Source organism: Flaviramulus aquimarinus (assembly GCF_039543205.1).
Lineage (GTDB): Bacteria > Bacteroidota > Bacteroidia > Flavobacteriales > Flavobacteriaceae > Flaviramulus_B > Flaviramulus_B aquimarinus.
Genome location: NZ_BAABJH010000007.1, coordinates 249,771 through 273,875, shown reverse-complemented (window position 1 = coordinate 273,875; position 24,105 = coordinate 249,771). Strand labels below are relative to the sequence as shown.

Here is a 24,105-nt window from a genome sequence, read left to right as displayed (position 1 = left end):
ATCTTTCATCTTTGGTCCTAAGTCTTCCTACAATTATTTTTTAATGTGTTTTATAAATTTCCTTTCGCTTTTTAAGCTGACGTTCTAAATCACTAATTGTTTCTCTTACCGATACTTCAAAATTACGTTCATTAGATGTAGCAAAAATTCTTGGTCCTGGTAAACTTAACTCAATATTACAAATCTTGCCAATATCGTCCTGTTTCTCATCCTGTTTGAAATGTACGGTTGCATTTATTAAAAACTCATACCTATTAAACAATTTCTCTAATTTCTCTTTCGTAAAAGCTGATAGTGTGCCACTTACATCTACACCTACATACTGAATGCTAACTGTCATATTCGTCTTTTTTTAACGTTATTAATTTTATTCTAAGATAATATTTTTTTAAACATCCCCACAGAACAAAAGTCATAAAATAGTTGTAAAATCGTCCTTTGTATTATTAAATCTAAACTATTTCATATAAACATATATAATAGTACTTTTGAATATTAAAAATCCATATTCGCATGCAGCTAGTTTTTGCCACCAATAACTTAAATAAACTTAAAGAAGTACAAGCTTTAATTCCCCATAATATTAAGCTACTAAGCCTAAAAGACATTGGTTGTTTTGAAGATATTCCAGAAACACAAAACACTATAGAAGGCAATGCCATTCAAAAAGCAGAATACATTAAAAAAAATTATGGTTACGATTGTTTTGCAGATGATACTGGATTAGAAGTCGATGCTTTAAATGGAGCTCCTGGTGTATACTCAGCGCGTTATGCTGGGACACAACGTAATGCTGAAGATAATATGAATTTACTACTGAAAAAATTAAATACCATTGAAAACCGAAAAGCACAATTTAAAACGGTTATTGCCTTAAAGCTTAACAAAAAGCAATTAACATTCACTGGTATTTGTGAAGGCGAAATCACTGAGGAAAAACATGGTAAAGAAGGTTTTGGTTACGACCCCATATTTAAACCAAAAGACCATAAAATAACCTTTGCCGAAATGGACTTAAAACTTAAAAACAGTATCGGACATCGTGGAAAAGCCATATTTCAACTTATTGAATTCTTAAACTCATAGTACTTTAAAAATTAGTCATAAAAAAATAAATTTCGGGTTGGTGGTTCGTATAGATTATGTTACTTTTAATCTATGACAGAGGAAGCCATAGAAAAAGAGAATGCAGCCATTGCCAAAGCCTACAAAGAGTTACTAAAAGTTAGCTACACAACACTTTCTAAAGATGACAAAAAACTCATTCGTAGTGCTTTTGAAATTGCTTTGGACGGGCATAAAAATCAACGCAGAAAATCTGGAGAAGCTTACATTTTCCATCCCATAGCTGTTGCTAAAATAGTAGCGCAGGAAATTGGTTTAGATGCGACTTCCATTGCAGCAGCACTTCTTCATGATGTGGTTGAAGACAGTCCAGATTACGACATTGAAGATATAGAAAAACTATTCGGAAAAACTATTGCCACTATTGTTGATGGGCTTACTAAAATATCTTCTTTAAGTAAGGAGAAAGATATGGATGTATCGTTACAGGCAGAGAATTTCCGTAAAATGCTACTCACACTTAATGATGATGTACGGGTTATTATAATTAAGATTGCAGACAGACTCCATAACATGCAAACAATGGATGCGATGCGTGCTGACAAACAAGTTAAAATTGCTTCAGAAACACTATATATTTACGCTCCTTTAGCACACAGAATTGGGCTTTATAATATAAAAACCGAACTAGAAGATTTAGGATTAAAATACACTGAACCTGATGTTTATAATGATATTTTTGATAAAATAAAGGATAGTAAGGAGGAACAAGATTTGTACATTGCCCAATTTAGTGAGGTTATAAAAAACTCTTTAGATAAAGAAAAACTTAAATATACTATAAAAGGGCGGCCAAAATCTATTTTCTCAATCCGCAGGAAAATGACTAATCAAGGCGTGCCTTTTGATGAAGTTTATGATAAGTTTGCCATACGGATTATCTATGAATGTGATAATGACCCTCAAAATGAAAAGTTTATAGCTTGGAAAATCTATTCCGTAGTTACCGATCATTTTAGGCCTAACCCTATTAGGTTACGTGACTGGATTTCATCACCAAAAGGAACAGGCTATGAAGCTTTACACATTACGGTTATGGGACCAAAAGGTCGTTGGGTAGAAGTGCAAATTCGTAGTAGCCGTATGAATGAAATTGCCGAAAAAGGATATGCTGCCCACTATAAATACAAACAAGGCAACGAAAAAGAAGACAATTTAGAAAGTTGGATAAACAGACTTCAAGAAGCGCTTGAGAACCCTGAAACCAATGCCGTTGATTTTGTAGAGCAGTTTAAACTCAACCTATACTCCAAAGAAATTTTTGTTTTTACACCTACAGGAGAATTAAAATCACTCCCAAAAGGTGCTACAGCATTAGATTTTGCTTTTAATATTCATACCGAAGTAGGTATGAAAACACGAGGCGCTAAAGTAAACGGAAAATTAGTACCATTAAGCCATGAGTTAAAAAGTGGCGATCAAGTCGATATTTTAACTGCAGAAAATGCAAAACCAAACCCTAACTGGTTAAATTATGCATCAACTGCACGAGCTAGAAGTAAAATTAAATCGGCTCTAAAAGAAGACCGGAAAATTATAGGAGAAGATGGTAAAGAAATTTTACGTCGTAAATTAAAACAGCTAAAAATTACGCTTGATGAGCAGTCTACAAACGAAATGGTTCGTTTCTTTAAGCTTAAAACCAGTCTGGATTTATTTTATAGAATTGGGATTGGCTCAATTGATAATACTATGCTTAAAAGCTACGCTTCATCAAGAAGCAATGCTTTAATGAGTTATATTAAAAATAAAATTTCAAGAAAAACACCTATAAAAAAAGAGGAGTTAGAAAAAGATGAAGTTACACTAAAATACGACTCGATTGTTTTTAATAAGGAAGAAGAAAAATTAGACTATAAATTATCAAATTGTTGCAACCCAATCCCTGGCGACAACGTTTTTGGCTTTTTAACCGTTAATGAAGGTTTAAAAGTGCACAAAAACAATTGCCCAAATGCAGTAAGCTTACAATCTAATTATGCCTATAGAATTATGCCCGCAAAGTGGATTGACTCCACACAACAAGAGTTTTCTGCAAAAATAATACTCACTGGTATAGACCATATTGGTTTGGTAAACGACATAACCAGTATTGTTTCAGAAAATATGCATGTAAATATGAAGAGTATTAGTTTCGAAAGTCATGATGGCTTGTTTTCTGGGAAAATAAATGTTGTTGTGAAAAATAATACCATCATAAAAAAGCTTTTAGAAAAACTTAAAAAAATTAATGGTATTGATAAGGTTACCAGAGTATAAGTACATATTTAAAGTATACTATTTCTCTAAAAATTTAAACAAAAACCAGACTCCGCGGCACCTAAAAATTTTGCGCCATACAACAATAAAAATAGTAAATAAAAATTCCAACCCTATATCTTAAACAGTCTCCAAAAAAAGTGTAAATTTGCGACGAAATTATGAATGCAAAGGCAGACACAAAAAACCAAGATATAGTCAAAAGCGTATTTACTAGCTTTTTAGAGACCAACGGGCATCGAAAAACACCCGAACGCTATGCTATACTTCAAGAAATCTACAACAGTAATGAGCATTTTGATATAGAATCCCTATATCTAAATATGAAAAACAAAAAATATCGTGTGTCTCGCGCTACACTATACAATACCATAGAATTACTTTTAGAATGTGGTTTAGTTAGAAAACACCAGTTCGGTCAAAATCAAGCACATTACGAGAAATCGTATTTTGATAGACAACACGATCACGTTATACTTACAGACACTGGGGAAGTTATTGAGTTTTGCGACCCTAGAATTCAATCTATAAAAAAAACAATCGAAGAAGTTTTCGATATTGAAATTAATAACCATTCACTTTATTTTTACGGAAATAGAAAATCTCCCGATAACCATCGGGATAAATAACTAACAAACAAGAAATTACAATGGCAGTAGATTTACTACTAGGATTACAATGGGGAGACGAAGGCAAAGGAAAAATTGTTGACGTACTAACCTCTAACTACAATATAATAGCACGTTTTCAAGGTGGTCCAAATGCAGGACACACATTGGTTTTCAATGGCAGAAAACATGTCTTGCACACTATTCCATCAGGAATTTTTCATGATGGCGCAACTAATTTAGTAGGAAATGGCGTTGTTATAGACCCCGTGATTTTTAAAGGCGAACTAGACAAACTTGAAGAACAAGGTGTCGATTATAGAAAATCTTTACTGATTTCTCGTAAAGCACATATTATTTTACCAACACACAGATTGCTTGATGCGGCTAGTGAAGCATCAAAAGGGAAAGCTAAAATCGGCTCGACTTTAAAAGGGATTGGTCCAACATATATGGATAAAACCGGTAGAAATGGTATTCGTGTGGGTGATTTAGAATTAAGTGATTGGAAAGCACGCTATAGAGCATTGGCTAATAAGCATGAATCTATGGTCGATTATTACAATGTCGATATAGAATATGACTTAGCTGAATTGGAAGATAACTTTTTTAAAGCTGTAGATGTATTAAAATCATTAACATTTATTGATTCTGAAGAATACATCTATCAGGCACAAAAATCTGGACAAACCATACTTGCCGAAGGTGCCCAAGGGTCGTTATTAGATATCGATTTTGGAACCTACCCGTTTGTAACATCAAGTAACACCACTGCAGCTGGAGCTTGTACAGGATTAGGTGTCGCACCAAATCAAATTGGCGAGGTATTCGGTATATTTAAAGCCTATACAACCCGTGTTGGTTCTGGCCCATTCCCAACGGAATTATTTGATGAAGATGGTAAAACCATGGCTAAAGTTGGAAACGAATTTGGAGCCACTACTGGTAGAGCCAGACGTTGTGGCTGGTTAGACTTAATTGCACTTAAATATGCCTGCCAAGTTAATGGTGTAACCCAACTCATGATGATGAAAGGCGATGTGCTTTCTGGTTTTAAATCTTTAAAAGTATGTACAGCCTATAAATATAAAGGTGAAGTTATTCAACATTTGCCATACAATATTGAACCAGAAAACGTAGAGCCTATCTATACGGATTTTAATGGCTGGAATGAAGATTTAACTGAAATGTCTGAAGCATCGCAACTTCCAAAAGCTTTGCATGAATATATAGCATTTTTAGAAAAAGAATTAGAAATTCCTATTACCATTGTATCGGTAGGACCAGATAGAAAACAAACTATTTTTAGAGAACACTAAAATATAATCTCACATAAATTTTAAATTAAAGACTACTTTTTAAGTAGTCTTTTTCTTTATATTTGTGTTGTGGATAATTTAAATTTTAATGTTTTTATGGAAAAATATTTCTAATTACACTTTTAACTTACTCCTTTTTCGTTCAGGCTCAAGATTTCAGCCTACCCGGAAAAACTGAAATTGGAAAGTGCTATTGTAGATCAACAGAAAATTCAAAAACAGAATGGAAAGAGGTTGATTGTGAATTAATAAAATTAAAAAGTGACGCGGTAATTTCATTACAATATAAATTAAAGAATTTAAATTACGATGTTGATATAACAGGGTGTATTGATGAAAAAACCAGTACAGCTTACACAAAAGAAAAAAAAGCAAAGAAAAAAAGAGAACGAAGAAAAAGAAAAGAGCTTAGGAAAGCTAGAAAAAAGAAAAGGACATTGGTTTAAAATACGGTCACCAACAAGTCTTAAACATTTGTTTAAGATTAGATAAAGTATATTATAATGAAACTTTGTCTTTGTATCACCTATAATTATGAAGAAAAATACAACGACTTTAATATTTTTAATTTCAATAATCTGCTTTAGTCAAAATTCCAACAAAAAGACTTACTATTATTTTCAAAATAATGAAATAACCAAAGCAGACTTTAAATCTTTTGATGATAGAAAAATTTACACAAGAAAAATTGAAAATGACTCTTCAATTGTTAAAAATATATACCTTCATAAAAATACTGGAAAACTTGATTCGGTTCAGCATCAGCAAATAACAATGTTCTTGACAAAAATAATTGGCTCAGAATTTGACCAAGGAAAAAAGACAATGATACATTTGTATAGAGGAAATGACAAGAAAATCTATAAAGATTCCAAACACAAAAAATATTGGAAATGGGTAAAAAACAATTCCAATAGGTATCAATCTTTCTTAATTGGTTCCAAAGGCTTACAAATTGAATCGAATAAAGAGAAACACATCTATCTAGATGAATACAATTTATTAGAGAAGTTATTTTTTCAGAATTCCAATTTTAAGATAAATCATTTATTAATAAAACCTAACGGTAAAATTTACATTTATTTTGGACTGGACGATATTTTATATGCCTTAGATTTGTCATTGGACTAATAATAAAAATATCTAATTATTCTTTAAAATCTATGCCTTTCATAAAAAAGCAAAGGAAAATTGAATTAAAATAAATTCACTAAAAAAACGCTCCATAATATTTTGGAGCGTTTTTTGTTTCAAAACAATTATACATTATAATTATCGTTATTTTTGCTACAAACTTTTTATATTTTGAACAAACTACAAGTTTTACTTTTTATGCTTTTTATTGGCGTTGTTTACATATCCAATGCTCAATCTAAAAAGAAAATTAAAATTGAATATGCTGGTAAACTAACCATAGATGAAGCCAATTATCCTGGTGCAAAAATCTTAACACGCGATGATGCCCAACAAGTTCATATAGAACACGGAGGTTCCAATATGTGGTGCGATAAAGCCATACATTACAGCAAAGAAAATTTTATTGAGGCCTATGGTAATGTTATATTAAAACAGGGAGACACCATTAATATGACCTCAAAATATATTGAATATAGTGGTATTACCGAATTGGCCTTTGCTAGTGGCGATGTGGTTTTAAAAGACCCCAATTCTACAATAACTTCAGATACCTTATATATGGATCGTTTTAAACAACAAGCCTTTTATAAAAGCGGAGGTACGGTTGTAAAAGATTCGTCAGGGACTATTACCAGTAAAATTGGTCGGTATTATATGGATATAAAAAAGTATCAATTTGTTAAAGATGTTGTTTTGGTAAATGAGGAATCGACTATTAATTCAGACTTTTTCGATTTTTATTCAGATACGGGTTACGCCTATTTATTTGGTCCATCAACCATAACTACAGAAGACAGTAAAACCTATTGCGAAAAAGGGTTTTATGACACCGAAAACAAAGTAGGCTATGCTATAAAAAACGCAAGAATCGATTACGATAACAGGATTATTGAAGGAGATAGTTTATATTTTGACAATAATATCAGTTTTGCTTCAGCAACCAATAATATAAAAGTAACAGATACCATAAATGAAAGTATCATTAAAGGACATTATGCCGAAGTTTTCAAAGAAAAGGATTCTTTATTCATAACCAAACGTGCATTGGCCATAACCATTCAAGAAAAAGATTCAGTTTACCTGCATGCCGATAAAATTATGGTAACAGGTAAGCCAGACAACAGAATTATCAATGCTTACTATAATGCCAAACTATTTAAATCTGACCTAAGCGGAAAAGCAGATTCCATTCATACCAGTCAAAAAACAGGTGTTACCAAACTCATAAACATTCCTCGTTTTTCTTCTGGTGATAAATTTTCTACCGCACGCAAACCCATCATGTGGAATTTAGAAAATCAAATGACTGGTGATACCATCCATTTAATATCCAATAACGAGACTGAAAAAATAGACTCCCTACTCGTTTTTAACAATGCCTTCGTTATTAGCCAAGACACCATAAGTAAAACGGGGTACAATCAAATTAATGGTATGCGACTGGTAGGTTTATTTAATGATAAAAACGAATTACGACAGGTAGATATTACTAAAAATGCACAATCCATTTTTTATGCTCGAAATGACAAGCAAGAACTTATTGGTATTGACAAAGCAAAATCTGGAAGCATTTCTATTTTATTTGCTAATGGTGATATTGATGAATACACAAGGTTTAATCAAGTAGATGGTGACATGTATCCCGAATCTAAATACCCGGAAAAAGAAAAATTCTTGAAAGGTTTTGATTGGCGTGAAGAAGAACGCCCATTAAGCGTTAACGATTTATTTAATGACGACCCGCCTTTGGAATTACCAATCATAAAAGGTTTGGAAGATTATATCCCACAAGAGGATTTTGTTGATGAAGCGATGCTGGAACGTGTTAAAGAAGCTGATGACAATGTAAAATTAAGTAAAGGAAAAGCATCCAAAGCATCAAGGAATTTACCAAAACCTTTGAAAAATAATACAATAAAAAAAAAGGAGCAAAAGAAACCTTCAATAAAAAAACCGACTTCAAATAAATAAAAAGAATGAAGTCTGATTTTTTTAAATATCAAGCACAAACCACACCCCATCCGTTAGCTATGGAAATTTCGCATGCTAATGGCTCCTATATTTATGACACCAATAATAAAGCGCATTTAGATTTTGTCGCTGGAGTATCCGCTTGCCCTTTGGGCCACAACCATCCAAAAGTTGTAAACGCCATTAAGGCACAATTAGACAAATATATGCATGTTATGGTTTATGGTGAATATATCCAAAAGCCAGCAGTACAACTCACCACATTACTTGCAAAAAACCTCCCAGAACCTCTAGAAAAGACATACTTAACAAATTCTGGAACCGAAGCTATTGAAGGTGCTTTAAAACTCGCAAAACGCGCTACCAGAAGAAGCGAAATAATTGCAGCACACAAAGCCTATCATGGTAGCACCATGGGATCTATGAGCGTTATGGGGTATGAAGAACGGAAACAAGCCTTCAGACCGCTTTTACCAAATGTTAGATTTATCACCTTTAATACTGAAGCCGATTTACAGCATATTACAGACAAAACAGCCTGTGTCATTTTAGAGACCATACAAGGTGGAGCAGGTTTTATAGAACCTAAAAATGGGTATTTAGAAAAAGTAAGGGCACAATGCACCAAAGTTGGGGCACTTTTAATTTTAGATGAAATTCAACCAGGAATAGGTAGAACAGGTAAGCTTTTTGGTTTTCAACACTACAACTGTATTCCAGATATATTAGTAACCGGTAAAGGTTTAGGAGGCGGTATGCCCATTGGGGCTTTTACAGCATCTAGCAAACTCATGGATTTGCTCCAAGACCATCCAAAACTAGGACACATAACAACTTTTGGCGGACATCCTGTAATTGCAACTTCAGCATTAGCAACTTTAAAAGAAATTACAGAAAGTAATTTAATGGTAAACGCATTAGAAAAAGAACAACTTTTCCGTAAACTTTTGGTACATCCGCTCATAAAGGAAATTAGAGGAAAAGGACTTATGCTAGCCTTAATCACAGCTTCAGAAAATATAACAAATACATTAATTCTCAAATGCCAAGACCAAGGATTAATACTTTTTTGGTTGCTTTTTGAACCTAAAGCAGTTAGAATAACCCCACCTTTAACCATCTCAAACGATGAAATAATTAAAGGATGCCAAATAATTATTGCCCTTTTGGATGAAATACAAACGCAGTAGTCTGCATTCAACTTTCTGATTATCAAACAAAAAGAAGTAAAAACCCACATAAACATAATAAATGTTGATTACTTTGTTAAAAACATTTATCTATTCTTAAGCTAAAAGGCAAATAGAAGCTTAAATTTATTGATATAGAATCTTATAAATGTGCTTATGGAGTTTAGTCATAACGACAACAACAATTTGCCTCTTACTAAGTTTGAATCGATGTTAAAAACAAATCATGTTTTGTTCTTTGATTCCGAAGAATTTGAAAACATCATTCACCACTATCTAAACCAAGGTAAAATCGCCTTAGCGAAAAAAGCCATAAAATTAGGTCTAGACCAACACCCCACCTCTATAAATTTGAAACTCTTTAAAGTTGAAGTTTTTGTTTTTGAAGATAATCTCCCAGAAGCAGATACCCTATTAAACGAATTGCACAGTTTAGACCCAATGAATGAAGAAATATACATTCAAAAGGCCAATGTATACTCTAAAAAAGACAATCATGAACAAGCTATTGAAGTTCTAAAAAAAGCATTACAACTCACTGATGATGTGGTTGATTTATATTCATTAATTGGAATGGAGTACCTTTTTCTAGATCAATTTGAAGAGGCCAAAACATACTTTATGAAATGTTTAGAATCCGATTTAAATGATTACTCTGCGCTATACAATATTATATATTGCTTTGAGTTTTTAAAACAACATGAAGAAGCCATTTCATATCTAAATCTGTTTTTAGATAAAAACCCATACTGCGAAGTGGCATGGCATCAATTAGGTAAACAATATTTCACTTTAAAAGATTATAACAAAGCATTAACATCGTTTGATTTTGCCATTATTTCGGATGATACTTTTGTTGGGGCTTATCTTGAACGCGGTAAAGTTTTAGAAAAATTAAAGCGTTATGAAGATGCTATAGAAAATTATACCATTACATTACAATTAGACGAACCAACATCTTTTGCACTATTACGTATTGGTAGTTGTTACGAAAAATTGAACAATGATGATTTAGCACTTCAATTTTACGACAGAACAGTCCATGAAGACCCTTTATTAGACAAAGGTTGGATTGCCATTACTAGGTTTTACAACAGAAAAAAGAACTACCAAAAAGCTTTATATTTTATTAATAGAGCTATAAATATAGATTCTGAAAACGTTACTTATTGGAAATTGTATTCGCAAATTAACCACAGACTAAACTTTTACGAAGAAGCAGAACGTGGTTTTAAAAAAACTTTGGAGCTAGGCAACTACGAATTAAACACTTGGCTATCACGTGGCGATTTATTGATTAAGCTAGGCGAACCACAGGCTGCCATATATAATTTTGAGCAAGCTTTAGATTTTTATCCAGAAAGTGCGGAGTTAGAATATCGTTTGGCTGGATTATATTTTTCCTTAAATGAAAACAACAAAGGGACTTTCCATCTAAAAAATGGTTTAAGACTAAACGAAGAATACGCTTTTATCATTGAAGAACTTTTTCCCAAAGTATCCAATAAACTATTTGTAAAAAACTTACTTAAAACAAATCCATAAGTTAACCGTTGTACTTCACACATATTAGTTTTTTATTAGTTGCCAAATGTATACCTTTGGTTTTCTATTAAAATTACAATATGCAAAGACGTCTCAAAGATTACTTAATCATTTCTTTTAAAGGATTAGCAATGGGTGCCGCAGATGCTGTTCCTGGAGTTTCTGGAGGAACTATCGCATTTATTTCTGGTATTTATGAAGAATTAATTGAAACAATAAGCAATGTAAATCTTTCACTTTTTAAGACACTTTTCAGTAAAGGCATCAAACCTTTTTGGAAGCAACTCAATGGAAATTTTATTCTGGCACTTATGTCTGGAATTATAATCAGCTTTGTCTCCTTTATGAAACTTGCAAAATATTTACTTGAGTTTCATCCCATTTTAATATGGTCGTTCTTTTTTGGTCTTATTGTGGCCAGTATCTATTTTGTTGGAAAACAAATTACAAAATGGAATATTGCAGTTAGTATTTTTTTAATTATTGGAGCAATTATTGCCTTTTATATTAGCAAACTTCCATCTTTAGACACGAATGAAAGTCCTTGGTTTCTATTTATTGCTGGAGCTATTGCCATTTGTGCTATGATATTACCTGGTATATCCGGTTCATTTATTTTAATAATTCTTGGCGCTTACAAAGCCTTAAGTGATGCTATACATCACATCGATCTAAAAAAAATAATGGTTTTTTCCATTGGTGCCCTTGTTGGCCTGTTAAGTTTTAGCCACTTACTAAAATGGCTTTTTAAACATTATCATAATATTACATTAGCCTTACTTACTGGTTTTATTTTTGGGTCATTAAATAAAGTCTGGCCTTGGAAAAAAACCATATCATGGCACACAAATTCTAAAGGTATAGAAAAACCATTATTACAAGAAAGCATATCTCCGTTTTCATTTGATGGAGACAGCCAAATACTATTTGCAGTCATTTTGATGGTTCTTGGATTTTCAACTATTTTTATTCTTGAAAAATTAGGGTCTAAGGAATAACCATGGAAAGCACTAGAACGGTTACCGATAAAATTTTTCTGATCCTAAAAGGATTAGGGATGGGTGCTGCCAATAAAGTTCCTGGGGTTTCTGGTGGAGTTGTGGCCTTTGTAGCAGGTTTTTATGAAGAGTTTATCTATTCGCTTAAAAAAGTAAATGGAAAGGCTTTTAAACTGTTAATAAATGGGCGATTTAAAAGTTTTTATAGATATATAAATGGGCGATTTTTAAGCTTACTTTTTTTTGGGATGATCGTTAGTTATTTTAGTATATCTAAAGTTCTGGACTATTTAATAAAACATTATGAGCTCTATGTTTGGAGTGTTTTCTTTGGAATGATTATAGGTTCTATTTACTATATCAATAAAGATTTTAAAGATTGGAATTATAAAACGTACGTGGTTTTAGCCATAGGTATTATACTTGGTGTTAGCATTAGTTTTTTTAATCCCGCCAAAGAAAATGATAATCTTTGGTTTGTTTTTTTCTGTGGTATTATTAGTGTTTCGGGAATGACACTTCCTGGTTTTTCTGGCTCGTTCATTCTCATTCTTTTAGGAAACTATGTGCTGCTTTTAGTAGATTCTGTCAATGCATTATACGATACTCTTTCTGATGTTCTAAGTGGAGATTTTAGCTTTTTCAAAGACGCAGAACGCATCCGAATGCTTAAAGTTTTAAGTGTATTTACTCTAGGATCCGTTACTGGTTTAGTTACATTTTCGCATTTTTTAAGTTACATATTAAAGCATTTCAAAAGTATTACCCTATCTGCCATTATTGGTTTTATTATAGGGTCTTTAGGAGTTGTATGGCCATGGAAAAAAACAATTTATAAATTAAATGAAGACCATAGTTTTCTCTTAGATTCTACTGGATCTAAAGTTATAAAAAACTACAAACGTTTTATTCCAAACTTAAATACAGAAACTTATTATGCCATTGGTTTTATCCTCCTTGGCATTTTAATAGTGTTAGCATTAGAATGGTACGGGCAAAAAACAAGAAAAACCAAATGAATAAATTAGGGCTTTTAGGCAAAAATATATCGTATTCATTTTCAAAATCATACTTTAAAAAAAAGTTTGAAGATGAAGGCATTGATAATACGTCTTATGAAAATTTTGATATTGAGAACATTGATTTATTTCCTTCAATTATAAAAAACACCAAAGGGCTAAAAGGACTAAATGTTACCATTCCTTACAAAGAACAAGTTATTCCTTATCTAGATAAAATAAACAAAAAAGCTAAAGCCATTGGTGCAGTAAACACCATTAAAATAACAAAAAAAGGGAAATTAGTAGGTTACAATACCGATTGTTACGGCTTTAAAAATACACTAAAGCCATTTATTAAATCGCACCATAAAAAAGCTTTAATTTTAGGAACAGGAGGTGCTAGTAAAGCTATAGCTTATAGCTTAAAAGAAATGGGGATTTCATATCAATATGTTTCAAGAAAACTCAAAAAAGATATTGACTTTTCTTATGACACCTTACAAGAAAGCGATATTAAAGCCCATCAAATCATTATTAACAGCACACCATTAGGCACATTTCCTAATGTTAATGATTGTCCAAGTATTCCTTATCATGCCATAAACAAAAACCATATTCTATTCGACCTCATTTACAATCCAGAAAAAACCAGTTTTTTAAAACAAGGTGAGCAAAACCAAGCCACCATTATAAATGGGTTAAACATGCTAAAATTGCAAGCCGAAAAAGCCTGGTCTATCTGGAATTTAAAATAAAACTTCCAAACAAAACATTAAAACCCTTTACTGTACTTTGTAAATACTTTACTTGTTAGTATCTTTAAAGTCAAAAGTAATATAACGAACCTTAACATTTTTTAAAATGTCTGATATTAATAAACTGCCTGAAGCAGAGGAAACCAATAAAAGTAATTCTAATGAAAACTCAATAGAATTAGATGGAAATCAAAACGTTGAATCCGCATCGCTTAAAGATGCAGAAACAACTCATGATGCTATTGAAGGAGATAAAAAGCTTGAAGCAGCAGTAGGCAAAACAGAAAACGAAAAAGAGGAAAACCCAAATAGTGTTGAAGAGCAAGATGAAGTTATAAATGAAATTGAAGAATCCAATGCTGAAGACGCTGAAGATGAAGGCAATAAAGACAGACACAAGATCAAGGTAAAAGAGTACGACACCATGTCTTTAGAATCACTTGCTATTGAACTAGAAAAGCTTTTAAAGAATGAAAAAGTTCAAGCTATAAAATCGCATGTTGATCATATAAATGCCGTATTTAAAACAAAGTTCCAAGCATTACTTGATGAAAAAAAGGAAGATTTTGTAAATGATGGTGGTAACGAAATTGATTTTTATTATTCTTCACCCATTCAAAAAAGATATAAAGAGGCTTACAAAGCCTATAGAAAAAAAGTCAATGAGCATTACCAAAGTTTAGAGAAAAATTTAAAGCAAAATTTAGCTGACAAACTTGAAATTATAGAAGAATTAAAAGGTTTGCTCAACTTAGAAGAAAATATAAATACTACTTATAAGCACTTTAAGGAACTACAAGACCGTTGGAGAAATACAGGACCAATCCCTAGAGACAAATACAATAATGCCTGGAATAGCTATCACCACCATGTAGAACGATTTTACGATTTTCTACACTTAAATAGAGATTTACGCGATTTAGATTTCAAACATAATTTAGAAAAGAAATTACTAATTATTGAGCGTGCAGAGGAGTTGGCAAAAGATGATAATGTTATGCGATCCTTTAGAGAACTTCAAGAATTGCACAAAATGTGGAAAGAAGAGCTTGGACCAGTTGGAAGAGAACATCGTGAAGACATTTGGGAGCGTTTTAAAGCCGCTACAAAAACAATTAACGACAAGCGCCAACTCTATTATAAGGATATAGATAAAATTCATGAAAAAAACTTGGAGGTCAAACTTCAAATCATTGCTAATATTGATGCAATAAATGCTCAAGAAAGCAAATCTCATAGTGCATGGCAAAAGAAAATAAAAGCTATTGAAGAACAACGAGAAGCTTTTTTTAATGCTGGAAAAGTACCTATAAAAGTAAATGAAAATACTTGGACCAAGTTTAAAGAATCTGTACGAACATTTAACAGACAAAAGAATGCGTTTTATAAAGGTCTTAAAAAAGATCAGTATAAAAACCTTCAATTAAAATTAGATTTGATTAAAATTGCTGAAGACAATAAAGATAGTGACGATTTTGAAGTCACCACACCTTTGATGAAAAAAATCCAAAGTGATTGGAAAAAAACCGGTCACGTTCCAAGAAAGGACAGCGATAAAATTTGGAAGCAATTTAAAGCAGCTTGCAACCATTATTTTGACAGAATACATGCAAAAAGAAATGCCGCAAGTCAAGAACAAGTTGATGCATACAACAAAAAGAATGAATTATTAAGTACCTTAAAAGGTCTAAAACTGCCAAGTGATAAAGACAAAGGTCTAGCTACTATAAAAGAATATATAAAGCAATGGAAAACATTGGGTAGAGTCCCTAATGACAAACGTTATATTGAAGGTAAATTTCAGAAAATTATTGATGGATTATTAACCCGTTTGAAAATGGATAAGAACGAGGTTGAAATGATTAAGTATGAAAACAAACTGGATTCCCTTAATACTTCTGATGACAATAGAAATTTAGATAATGAACACTCATTTATTCGTAAAAAAATTGACGAAGTCAATAGTCAGATTAATCAGTTGGAAAACAATTTACAATTTTTTACTAATGTTGACGAGGACAATCCACTAGTAAAAGACGTTCATAATAATATTAAGGCGCACAAGGAATCTTTAAATCTCTTGAAAAATAAACTTAGTAAAATTAAAGAACTCTATTAAGGGTTAGCGCACAATAATAATTACAAAAAGCAACGGGTAAAACTCAGTTGCTTTTTTTATCTGATTAAACTAAAATGCCCACGATACGTTTTAATACGTCCAGAAATTTCAACCAATTCCGCAATGAACCAATAATCTGATTCTGGCAATAATTCACCATTAAACTGACCAGTCCATTCACCATTTTTAGCATTTAACTGCTTAATTAATTTCCCGTAGCGATCGTATATACGAACTGTTGAAACACTTGAAAAATCTAAACCTAAACCCTTAATTTTCCATACGTCATTATATCCATCTGCATTAGGTGTAAAGAACTTAGGGAAACCCAGAATAAAAACTTCCAACTCGGCAATACCGCATCTATTTTTATCCTTTACATAAATAATATGTGAACCGGCGCCTACCCTATCAAAAAAAGGTTCATCTCCATATGGTCCATTTATATCATCTAATGCAAACTCATAATCACCAATACCTAAATTGTTATTCTCATTATTTATTGTTATGCTATTATTATCCGATAATTCAACAATGGCAATATCTTCACGTTCTATAACCGCTTTAGCAGATTCAACAACTTCAAAAGATTCCACAAAAGACTCACAACCAAAATTAGAAGTCGCTTTAACCGAATAAAGCCCTCCAACAGTCACAATAGCATTAGACTGTGTGCTCACAATACCACCATTAGCATCATACCATTCGTAGCTATATGCTCCTTTCGGGTTAAAGGTAAAAAGTGAAATTGGATTATTATCTAAACAATACACTCCAGTTTGATCAATTTCAAATTCTGGTCTAGGATGCACAGTCAATAACAAATGAGGTCCAAGTCCAAAACATGCACCATTATCATCACTCTCAACACGTACATATAGTAATTGCGAGAACGCTTCTTCATTTTTATAAGCATTAGTCGATACTATTTCATTCTGTTCTAACTGGGCATCATTTAGATTTCTATAATAATGGACACTTAAGCTTTGACCACTAGGAAATTCAGCAATAAACAATTCCGAAGCTAGGTTTAAGTCAAAAACATAAAATCCATCATTTACATCATCTTCATCACAAGTTTCCAATTCTTGTAAAAATCCTTGTGGAAAAGACGTTGTAGAAACTTGTAAGTTTATGGTAGACACCCTAAAACATCCCTCAATACTTTCAACACGAACATACACCACATTTGCTATAGTATTATTAAATGATGATGCATTTATTGTGTTAACCTTGTTAGTATTGGCATCAGATAGTGATAGATGATAAGTAAAGGTTAATTCTTCACTATTGTTAGAAATAATAGCATTGGCTTCATTTAAATTAAAATTTGTAAAACCATCAGTATCTTCATCACAGTTAATAAGTGTTATTGAAGGTTGAATTACAGGAAGTTCATATACATTAACATCAAATGATATATCTGTATAACAGGTCGCATCAAGATTATTCTCAATCCTAACATATACCGTTTGATTGTTTTGAATGGTGTTTATAAATTGGTTTGAAGGTGTCTGAATTAAATTCGTATAAGCCGCATCTGTAAAATAATAAAATGTAAAATCTGAACTTGATTTTCCGTTTAATAGTATTGACTCATTGGTTGTTAAATCGAATGTTGCATAACCGTTCGTGTCATCACCATCCAAATCAGAATCACATACACTTAAATCAGGAATATTTGAAGTTTGAGGTAAAACAACTGTTTCGTATACAGTAACATTTACTGGCAACCTATTCATACTTTCACAAGTATTAATTGTTTGGGTGGCATAATACGTATTGGTTGTTAACAGTATTGAAGTATCAAGCGGGACACCTCCAGAGGCTGAAGCGTACCATAAAATTGAATCTCCAGTTATTCCAAGATTAGAAATGGTAGCCTCTTCAATATCGCAAAAGCTTTGTATGGTATTTCCTGTTGGTAAAGATGTAACCTGCACACTTGCTGTAACTGGGGTTCTAGTCAAAGTTGTACATCCATTAATTGTAGCATCAACGTAATAGGTTGTTGTTGCGTTTAGGGTTGGTGTAGTATAAGATGCCCCCGTATGTAACGACATCCCTCCAGTAGGAACATCATACCAATTAATAATGCCAGTAGATGCTGTAGCCGATAAAACTCCTGACCCGGAATCGCAAATTAAATCATTATTTATTGAAACTATACTTGGTCTTTGTACAACTGTAGCAGTAACAGGTACTCTTACGCCTTCTAAACATCCATTTACGGAAGCTAAAGCATAATATGTTGTTGTGAAATTTAAAGTTGGCGTAGTAAAGACTTGTCCATTATATAATGGAGTACCTCCTATAAGGGTATCAAACCATAATACATCGCCTTCCAAAGCTGTAGCTTCCAGACTAAGGGCACCACTACCACAAATGGTTGCTGACTTGGTATCTATAATACGTGACGTATATATACTTGAACTTGCAGAAATATTTAAAATAGGGTCGCCAGGAAGCCCACCATACTCCATAATATAGCCTTTGGGTTGATAAACGCCACTAGGTGCTCCAGTGTTACTTAAATCGTTCCAAGACCCTGGTATCCCAATAGTTGGTGCCGTTATATGTGCATAATCTTCATCGCCAGCCTGATTGGGCTCATTTGTGTTCCAAAATGCATAATTAGGTGTCGATCCATTACTTAAACCATTCCAGAATACAGTACCCATTTCTGGTCCTGTTACCCATTTCCAAACGCCTTCGGTTTCAGCATCACTACCACCAATCCAACCTGCACCAGAGGACTGTTCGCCTGTTAATTGCGCTTCTGCTGCTGATGTAACTGTAGCCAAATAACCTTGTAAGCCAAAATAGGTTCTATTATCTGCAGCCGTTTTAGCTTCTGTCCAAGTAATACCAATTGACGAAACAAACTCATAATAATGACCTGTTGAAGGCAAAAAGTTAGCTGTTCCAATAGTTATTGAAAACGTTTTGTTAGATGGGTTGTTACTTATACTTTGAAAGACAATGTTTTTTACTGCTGTAATTAACTCCGTATAACTAACTGGAGATGACGATTTCCCTATTAGTATTAGTTTACCTTCTGTAGCATTCCATACAGCTAATACATTTGGGTGGTCGCCTGTTAGTATTAAAGTGTCTGCGCCTTGAACATATCCTGTAGATATTTGTATAAACAACGCATCAATTTCTGTGTCGTCTGGATCTACAATGTCAAAATCGGTTACAATATGTATTTGACTTTTAGGACAGTATAGTTGATTTCCTATAGCTGTTAATGTAGGTGCCACATTTTGAGAATAACATAAATGAGATGCCAATAATAAAAGTATAGCATAATAATTTATGCCATTTGTTCTGTTATACATTAGGAAGGTTTATAGACTTTTTTATATAAATATATGGCAAAAAAGCATGTATTACACATATTTAGGACAAAAAACGCTATAAAACGGCTAAAGATTTTAAACCACCTCCCAATGTTTGAATTTGAAAATCACAGATTTTCCAATGTCTTATTTGGGAGTTGCTTTGCCTCCTCCCAATACACATCCATTTCAGCCAAGGTCATATCTTTTAAGGGCTTATTTAAACTTTTTGCTTTAGCTTCAAGATATTGGAATCTCTTTGAGAATTTTTTATTAGTACGCTCCAAAGCATTTTCTGGATTTATATTTAAAAACCGAGCATAGTTTACCATAGAAAATATAACATCACCAAACTCACTTTCCATTTTATCTTGGTTACCTAGTTTCAATTCTGTTTTAAACTCCTTTAGCTCCTCCTCTACTTTTTCCCAAACTTGATTTGGTGCTTCCCAATCAAAACCAACACCTGCAACTTTCTCTTGAATCCTATTGGCTTTTACTAATGCAGGTAGGCTTTTTGGCACGCCTTCTAAAACACTAGTCTTGCCTTCTTTTAGCTTTAGGGTTTCCCAATTTCGTTTGACATCGTCTTCATTTTCAACTTTAACATCGCTATAAATATGTGGGTGTCTGTGTATGAGTTTATCACATATGGTATGACACACATCGGCCATATCAAAATCATGGGTTTCGCTTCCTATTTTAGCATAAAACACAATATGCAAAAGCACATCGCCTAATTCTTTTTTAACTTCTTCTAAATCTTTGTCTAAAATAGCATCACCAAGCTCATAGGTTTCTTCAATAGTAAGATGCCTTAATGTTTCCATGGTTTGCTTTTTATCCCATGGGCATTGCTCTCTTAACTCATCCATTATGGTTAACAAGCGATCAAATGCTTTAAGTTGGTCTTGTCTAGAATTCATTTTTTGAAGTTTTTGTAAAAATACAATTTTGCTTTCCATAGATTGATAATATTATATTTAAAATGACATTGAAAATACAAATCAAGGACTTTTATACTGACCAGGGCCGAAGTCTATTTCGGTATTGAAAAGGGACATTATTTTTGTATCTGCAATAGTTTTATATAACATCAAAAAAAGTTTGGTTTTGCTGTAACAATTTAACCTCAGAGCCGTCTTTTAAATCATAACTAAAAATAACTTAAATGAAATTTTCTTTTTGCAGTAATAAAATTACCTGCCTAATCTTTGTCTTAACATTGTTAACCATTATATCGTGTTCAAGTAAAGATGAAATGCCAATCCCGATAAATGATATTTATCTAAGAATTCCAGATATTCATTTTGAAACAAAGTTGATTAATCAGAATATAGATTCAGACGGTATTGTTAACCAACAAATGTTAAGGGCGGATGCAGAGGCTATAAGTGTTTTGGATTTAAATCTTCATAACAACTTTGGTGAAATTAGTGATTTGACAGGCATTGAGGGCTTTGTAAACTTAAAGCTATTATCTGTGGGCAATCAAGAATTAGAGAATATTGATTTAAGTTATAATACCTTATTGGATACTTTATATCTTACGGGAAATAAGATTTCCAGTATTGACTTTAGTAATAATCCTAATTTAATTTTTGTAGATCTACAATCTAATGAATTTAGTTCGAGTAGCTCAATTAGTGGACTATCTAACGCAACAAATTTAAAGGATCTGGACTTATCTTGGAATTATCTAGAGGACTTTAGTATTCATAATGAATCTTTAGAAGTTTTACATATTAGCCATAATGATTTGAAATTCATTGATACGGACGGATTAATAAATTTACAACACGTGTTTATGCCATCTAATAAACTTGAGGCAGTAGACTTTAGCACCAATACATCATTAGAGACTTTACTAATTTCTGGCAATAAACTTAAACACATTGATCTTGATAGCAATACAAATTTAACGCACCTTTATATTACAAGCAATTCACTTACTAGTCTTGATGTAAGCAACAACCTTGAATTGGTGGATTTAAGAGTGGATAGAAACCCAGAGTTAACTTGTATTAAAATTCAGGATGACCAAAATCCATATATTATAAAATCTGATTATCAAGAATTAAATTCAATTTGTAATTAGAATACAGCATGTTTTTCAAAAACAAACATTGCTAACAGCATATAAAATTAGAGACTCACGGATTTTCTAGCCTGACCATTGACAGGTTTATTTTGTGCTTACTGAACAGTTAGCTTAATCTAAATAACTAGTTTCATGCATAGACATTAAACAGCCCTTTACAAAAACAAAAAATCCAGCTAAAAAGCTGGATTTTTATAATTTATAGTCTTATAAAAACTACGCATTTTGCTTCTTGATTAAATTAAGTGCTGAACCTTCGTTATACCAAGTTATTTGAGCCTCGTTATACGTATGGTTTAATTTAATAGTATCTTTTGCACCATCGGCATGAACAATTTCTAAGGTTAATTGTTTACCTGGAGCAAAGGCATTTAAATCTGTGAAGTTGAATGTATCATCTTCTTGAATTAAATCATAATCTGCTTCATTTGCAAAGGTTAAGCCTAACATCCCTTGTTTTTTAAGGTTTGTTTCATGGATACGAGCAAAGGATTTTACAATAACCGCAGCGACACCTAAGTGTCTTGGTTGCATGGCCGCATGCTCACGAGAGGAGCCCTCGCCGTAATTATGATCACCAACAACTATTGTTTTAACTCCTGCTGCTTTATATGCTCGTGCTGTATCTGGCACACCACCAAACTCACCAGTCAATTGATTTTTAACAAAGTTTGTTTTTTGACCAAATGCATTAACAGCTCCTATTAAGGTATTGTTAGCAATATTATCTAGATGCCCTCTGAAACGCAACCAAGGTCCAGCCATAGAAATATGGTCGGTTGTACATTTACCTAAAGCTTTGATTAACAATTTAGCACCTGTAATAGAGTTTCCAATAGGTAGGAAAGGTGTTAGTAATTGTAAACGTTCTGATTCATCGCTTACAGATACTTTTACATGGCTACCATCTGCTTCTGGTGCTAGATAACCGTTATCTTTAACATCAAAACCTTTTGGAGGTAATTCCCAACCTGTTGGTTCATCGAACATCACTTCTTCGCCATTTTCATTAATCAGCTTATCTTTAAGTGGATTAAAGTCCAAACGTCCAGCTACAGCTATTGCTGCTGTTAATTCTGGTGATGCTACAAAGGCGTGTGTATTTGGATTACCATCGGCACGCTTTGCAAAGTTTCTGTTAAAAGAGTGTACGATACTATTTTTTGGTGCATTTTTTGGATCGCTATATCTAGCCCACTGCCCAATACAAGGCCCACATGCATTTGTGAATATTTTTGCGTTTAAGTTTTCAAATACATCAAGAATACCATCACGTTCTGCAGTATATCGAACTTGTTCGGAACCAGGGTTAATCCCTAATTCTGCTTTCATTTTTAAGCCTTTATCTAAAGCTTGTTGGGCTATAGATGATGCTCTTGACAAATCTTCATATGACGAGTTTGTACAAGACCCTATTAAGCCCCACTCTACAACAATTGGCCAATCATTAGCTTTGGCTTTTTCGGTCATAGCTGTACCAACTTCTGTTGATAAATCTGGTGTAAACGGCCCGTTTAAAAGTGGTCCTAGCTCAGATAAATTGATATCAATAACTTGATCGAAATAATTTTCTGGATTTGCATAAACCTCAGCATCAGCAGTTAAATGTTCTTTTACCTCATTGGCTGCATCTGCTACATCTGCTCTATCGGTAGCACGTAAATAACGCTCCATAGATTCATCATATCCAAATGTAGATGTGGTTGCTCCTATTTCGGCACCCATATTACAAATAGTTCCTTTTCCTGTACAGGACATAGATGTTGCTCCAGGTCCAAAATATTCAACAATAGCACCAGTTCCTCCTTTTACAGTCAGAATTTCTGCTACTTTTAAAATCACATCCTTTGGTGCAGTCCAACCAGATAATTTTCCAGTTAATCTAACACCGATTAGTTTAGGGAATTTTAGTTCCCAAGCCATACCAGCCATAACATCTACAGCATCAGCACCTCCAACTCCAATAGCAACCATACCTAATCCTCCTGCATTTACAGTATGTGAATCTGTTCCAATCATCATTCCTCCTGGGAATGCATAATTTTCCAATACCACTTGATGGATAATTCCAGCACCTGGTTTCCAGAAACCAATACCGTATTTATTTGATACGGATTCTAAAAAATTAAAAACCTCACTACTTACGCTATTTGCATGTTTTAAATCTGTTGCCGCACCTTCTTTAGCTTGGATTAAGTGATCGCAATGCACCGTAGTCGGAACTGCTACTTTAGGTTTTCCTGCTTGCATAAACTGCAATAATGCCATTTGAGCTGTTGCATCTTGACACGCAATTCTATCTGGAGCAAAATCTACATAGTCTTTTCCTCTGGTAAAGGCCTTTGTAGGCGTTCCATCCCATAAATGAGAATATAAAATCTTTTCAGATAGTGTTAGTGGTTTCCCTACAATCTCACGTGCTTTATCTACACGGTCAGCCATTTTGGTGTAAACACCTTTTATCATACTGATGTCAAATGCCATAAAATATAATTTAAGTTTTGTTTTTTAAAGTAACGCAAAATACAAAATTAATACAAAGTTCTAAAAATAAACATCGCAATAATACACCCAATCATACTAAATTATTATAGTGATATTATAATTTAGTATGATTTCTTTTTTTGCATTAA

General features: G+C 32.9%; 18 protein-coding genes. 14 read left to right on the top strand and 4 right to left on the bottom strand.

Annotation, left to right across the window (positions count from 1 at the left end; genetic code table 11):
- Positions 1 to 40: 40 nt before the first annotated feature.
- Complete coding sequence (locus tag ABD941_RS14520) at positions 41 to 340, bottom strand: HPF/RaiA family ribosome-associated protein (RefSeq protein ID WP_345274862.1); 300 nt, start codon at positions 338 to 340, stop codon at positions 41 to 43.
- A 173-nt stretch (positions 341 to 513) separates the two neighbouring features.
- Here ABD941_RS14520 and ABD941_RS14515 point away from each other — a divergent pair, with 173 nt between their 5' ends.
- The 13 genes from ABD941_RS14515 (at position 514) to ABD941_RS14455 (ending at position 16,027) form a co-directional block, all read left to right on the top strand.
- Positions 514 to 1,086: a non-canonical purine NTP diphosphatase gene (locus ABD941_RS14515; RefSeq protein WP_345274861.1), complete on the top strand. Its 573-nt coding sequence runs from the start codon at positions 514 to 516 to the stop codon at positions 1,084 to 1,086.
- A 72-nt stretch (positions 1,087 to 1,158) separates the two neighbouring features.
- A complete protein-coding gene (locus ABD941_RS14510) occupies positions 1,159 to 3,384 on the top strand; it encodes a RelA/SpoT family protein (RefSeq protein ID WP_345274860.1) in 2,226 nt (741 codons plus the stop codon).
- A gap of 161 nt (positions 3,385 to 3,545) precedes the next feature.
- Complete coding sequence (locus ABD941_RS14505; RefSeq protein ID WP_345274859.1) at positions 3,546 to 4,013, top strand: Fur family transcriptional regulator; 468 nt, start codon at positions 3,546 to 3,548, stop codon at positions 4,011 to 4,013.
- A gap of 20 nt (positions 4,014 to 4,033) precedes the next feature.
- Positions 4,034 to 5,311, top strand: coding sequence for an adenylosuccinate synthase (locus ABD941_RS14500; protein WP_345274858.1), 1,278 nt, complete (start codon positions 4,034 to 4,036; stop codon positions 5,309 to 5,311).
- Positions 5,312 to 5,644: 333 nt separating this feature from the next.
- The gene (locus tag ABD941_RS14495) at positions 5,645 to 5,803 is read left to right on the top strand and encodes a hypothetical protein (RefSeq protein WP_345274857.1); all 159 of its coding nucleotides are present in this window, start codon (positions 5,645 to 5,647) and stop codon (positions 5,801 to 5,803) included.
- A 42-nt stretch (positions 5,804 to 5,845) separates the two neighbouring features.
- Positions 5,846 to 6,442, top strand: a complete 597-nt coding sequence (locus tag ABD941_RS14490; RefSeq protein ID WP_345274856.1) for a hypothetical protein — start codon at positions 5,846 to 5,848, stop codon at positions 6,440 to 6,442.
- Positions 6,443 to 6,616: 174 nt separating this feature from the next.
- Positions 6,617 to 8,419 carry an OstA-like protein gene (locus tag ABD941_RS14485; RefSeq protein ID WP_345274855.1) on the top strand — a complete coding sequence of 601 codons (1,803 nt, stop codon included), beginning with the start codon at positions 6,617 to 6,619 and terminating at the stop codon, positions 8,417 to 8,419.
- Positions 8,420 to 8,424: 5 nt separating this feature from the next.
- Positions 8,425 to 9,609 carry an aspartate aminotransferase family protein gene (locus ABD941_RS14480; protein ID WP_345274854.1) on the top strand — a complete coding sequence of 395 codons (1,185 nt, stop codon included), beginning with the start codon at positions 8,425 to 8,427 and terminating at the stop codon, positions 9,607 to 9,609.
- 156 nt (positions 9,610 to 9,765) lie between these two features.
- Positions 9,766 to 11,154, top strand: a complete 1,389-nt coding sequence (locus ABD941_RS14475; RefSeq protein WP_345274853.1) for a tetratricopeptide repeat protein — start codon at positions 9,766 to 9,768, stop codon at positions 11,152 to 11,154.
- A gap of 80 nt (positions 11,155 to 11,234) precedes the next feature.
- Complete coding sequence (locus ABD941_RS14470) at positions 11,235 to 12,152, top strand: polyprenyl-phosphate transporter (RefSeq protein WP_345274852.1); 918 nt, start codon at positions 11,235 to 11,237, stop codon at positions 12,150 to 12,152.
- 2 nt (positions 12,153 to 12,154) lie between these two features.
- On the top strand, positions 12,155 to 13,171 hold the full coding sequence (locus tag ABD941_RS14465; RefSeq protein ID WP_345274851.1) for a DUF368 domain-containing protein: 1,017 nt from the start codon (positions 12,155 to 12,157) through the stop codon (positions 13,169 to 13,171).
- Positions 13,168 to 13,908 (top strand): shikimate dehydrogenase family protein, encoded by a 741-nt coding sequence (locus ABD941_RS14460; protein ID WP_345274850.1) that lies wholly within the window; start codon positions 13,168 to 13,170, stop codon positions 13,906 to 13,908. The genes ABD941_RS14465 and ABD941_RS14460 overlap by 4 nt, the downstream gene beginning before the upstream one ends.
- A gap of 106 nt (positions 13,909 to 14,014) precedes the next feature.
- Positions 14,015 to 16,027, top strand: a complete 2,013-nt coding sequence (locus tag ABD941_RS14455; RefSeq protein WP_345274849.1) for a DUF349 domain-containing protein — start codon at positions 14,015 to 14,017, stop codon at positions 16,025 to 16,027.
- A 56-nt stretch (positions 16,028 to 16,083) separates the two neighbouring features.
- Here ABD941_RS14455 and ABD941_RS14450 read toward each other — a convergent pair whose 3' ends face one another.
- Together ABD941_RS14450 and mazG are read right to left on the bottom strand one after the other, a co-directional pair.
- A complete protein-coding gene (locus ABD941_RS14450) occupies positions 16,084 to 19,371 on the bottom strand; it encodes an Ig-like domain-containing protein (protein WP_345274848.1) in 3,288 nt (1,095 codons plus the stop codon).
- 128 nt (positions 19,372 to 19,499) lie between these two features.
- The gene (gene mazG / locus ABD941_RS14445; RefSeq protein WP_345274847.1) at positions 19,500 to 20,297 is read right to left on the bottom strand and encodes a nucleoside triphosphate pyrophosphohydrolase; all 798 of its coding nucleotides are present in this window, start codon (positions 20,295 to 20,297) and stop codon (positions 19,500 to 19,502) included.
- A 245-nt stretch (positions 20,298 to 20,542) separates the two neighbouring features.
- On the opposite strand from mazG, the gene ABD941_RS14440 reads away from it, so the two are divergent.
- Positions 20,543 to 21,469: a leucine-rich repeat domain-containing protein gene (locus tag ABD941_RS14440; RefSeq protein ID WP_345274846.1), complete on the top strand. Its 927-nt coding sequence runs from the start codon at positions 20,543 to 20,545 to the stop codon at positions 21,467 to 21,469.
- Between the two features lie 219 nt (positions 21,470 to 21,688).
- Here ABD941_RS14440 and ABD941_RS14435 read toward each other — a convergent pair whose 3' ends face one another.
- A complete protein-coding gene (locus ABD941_RS14435; RefSeq protein ID WP_345274845.1) occupies positions 21,689 to 23,956 on the bottom strand; it encodes an aconitate hydratase in 2,268 nt (755 codons plus the stop codon).
- Between the last annotated feature and the right edge of the window lie 149 nt (positions 23,957 to 24,105).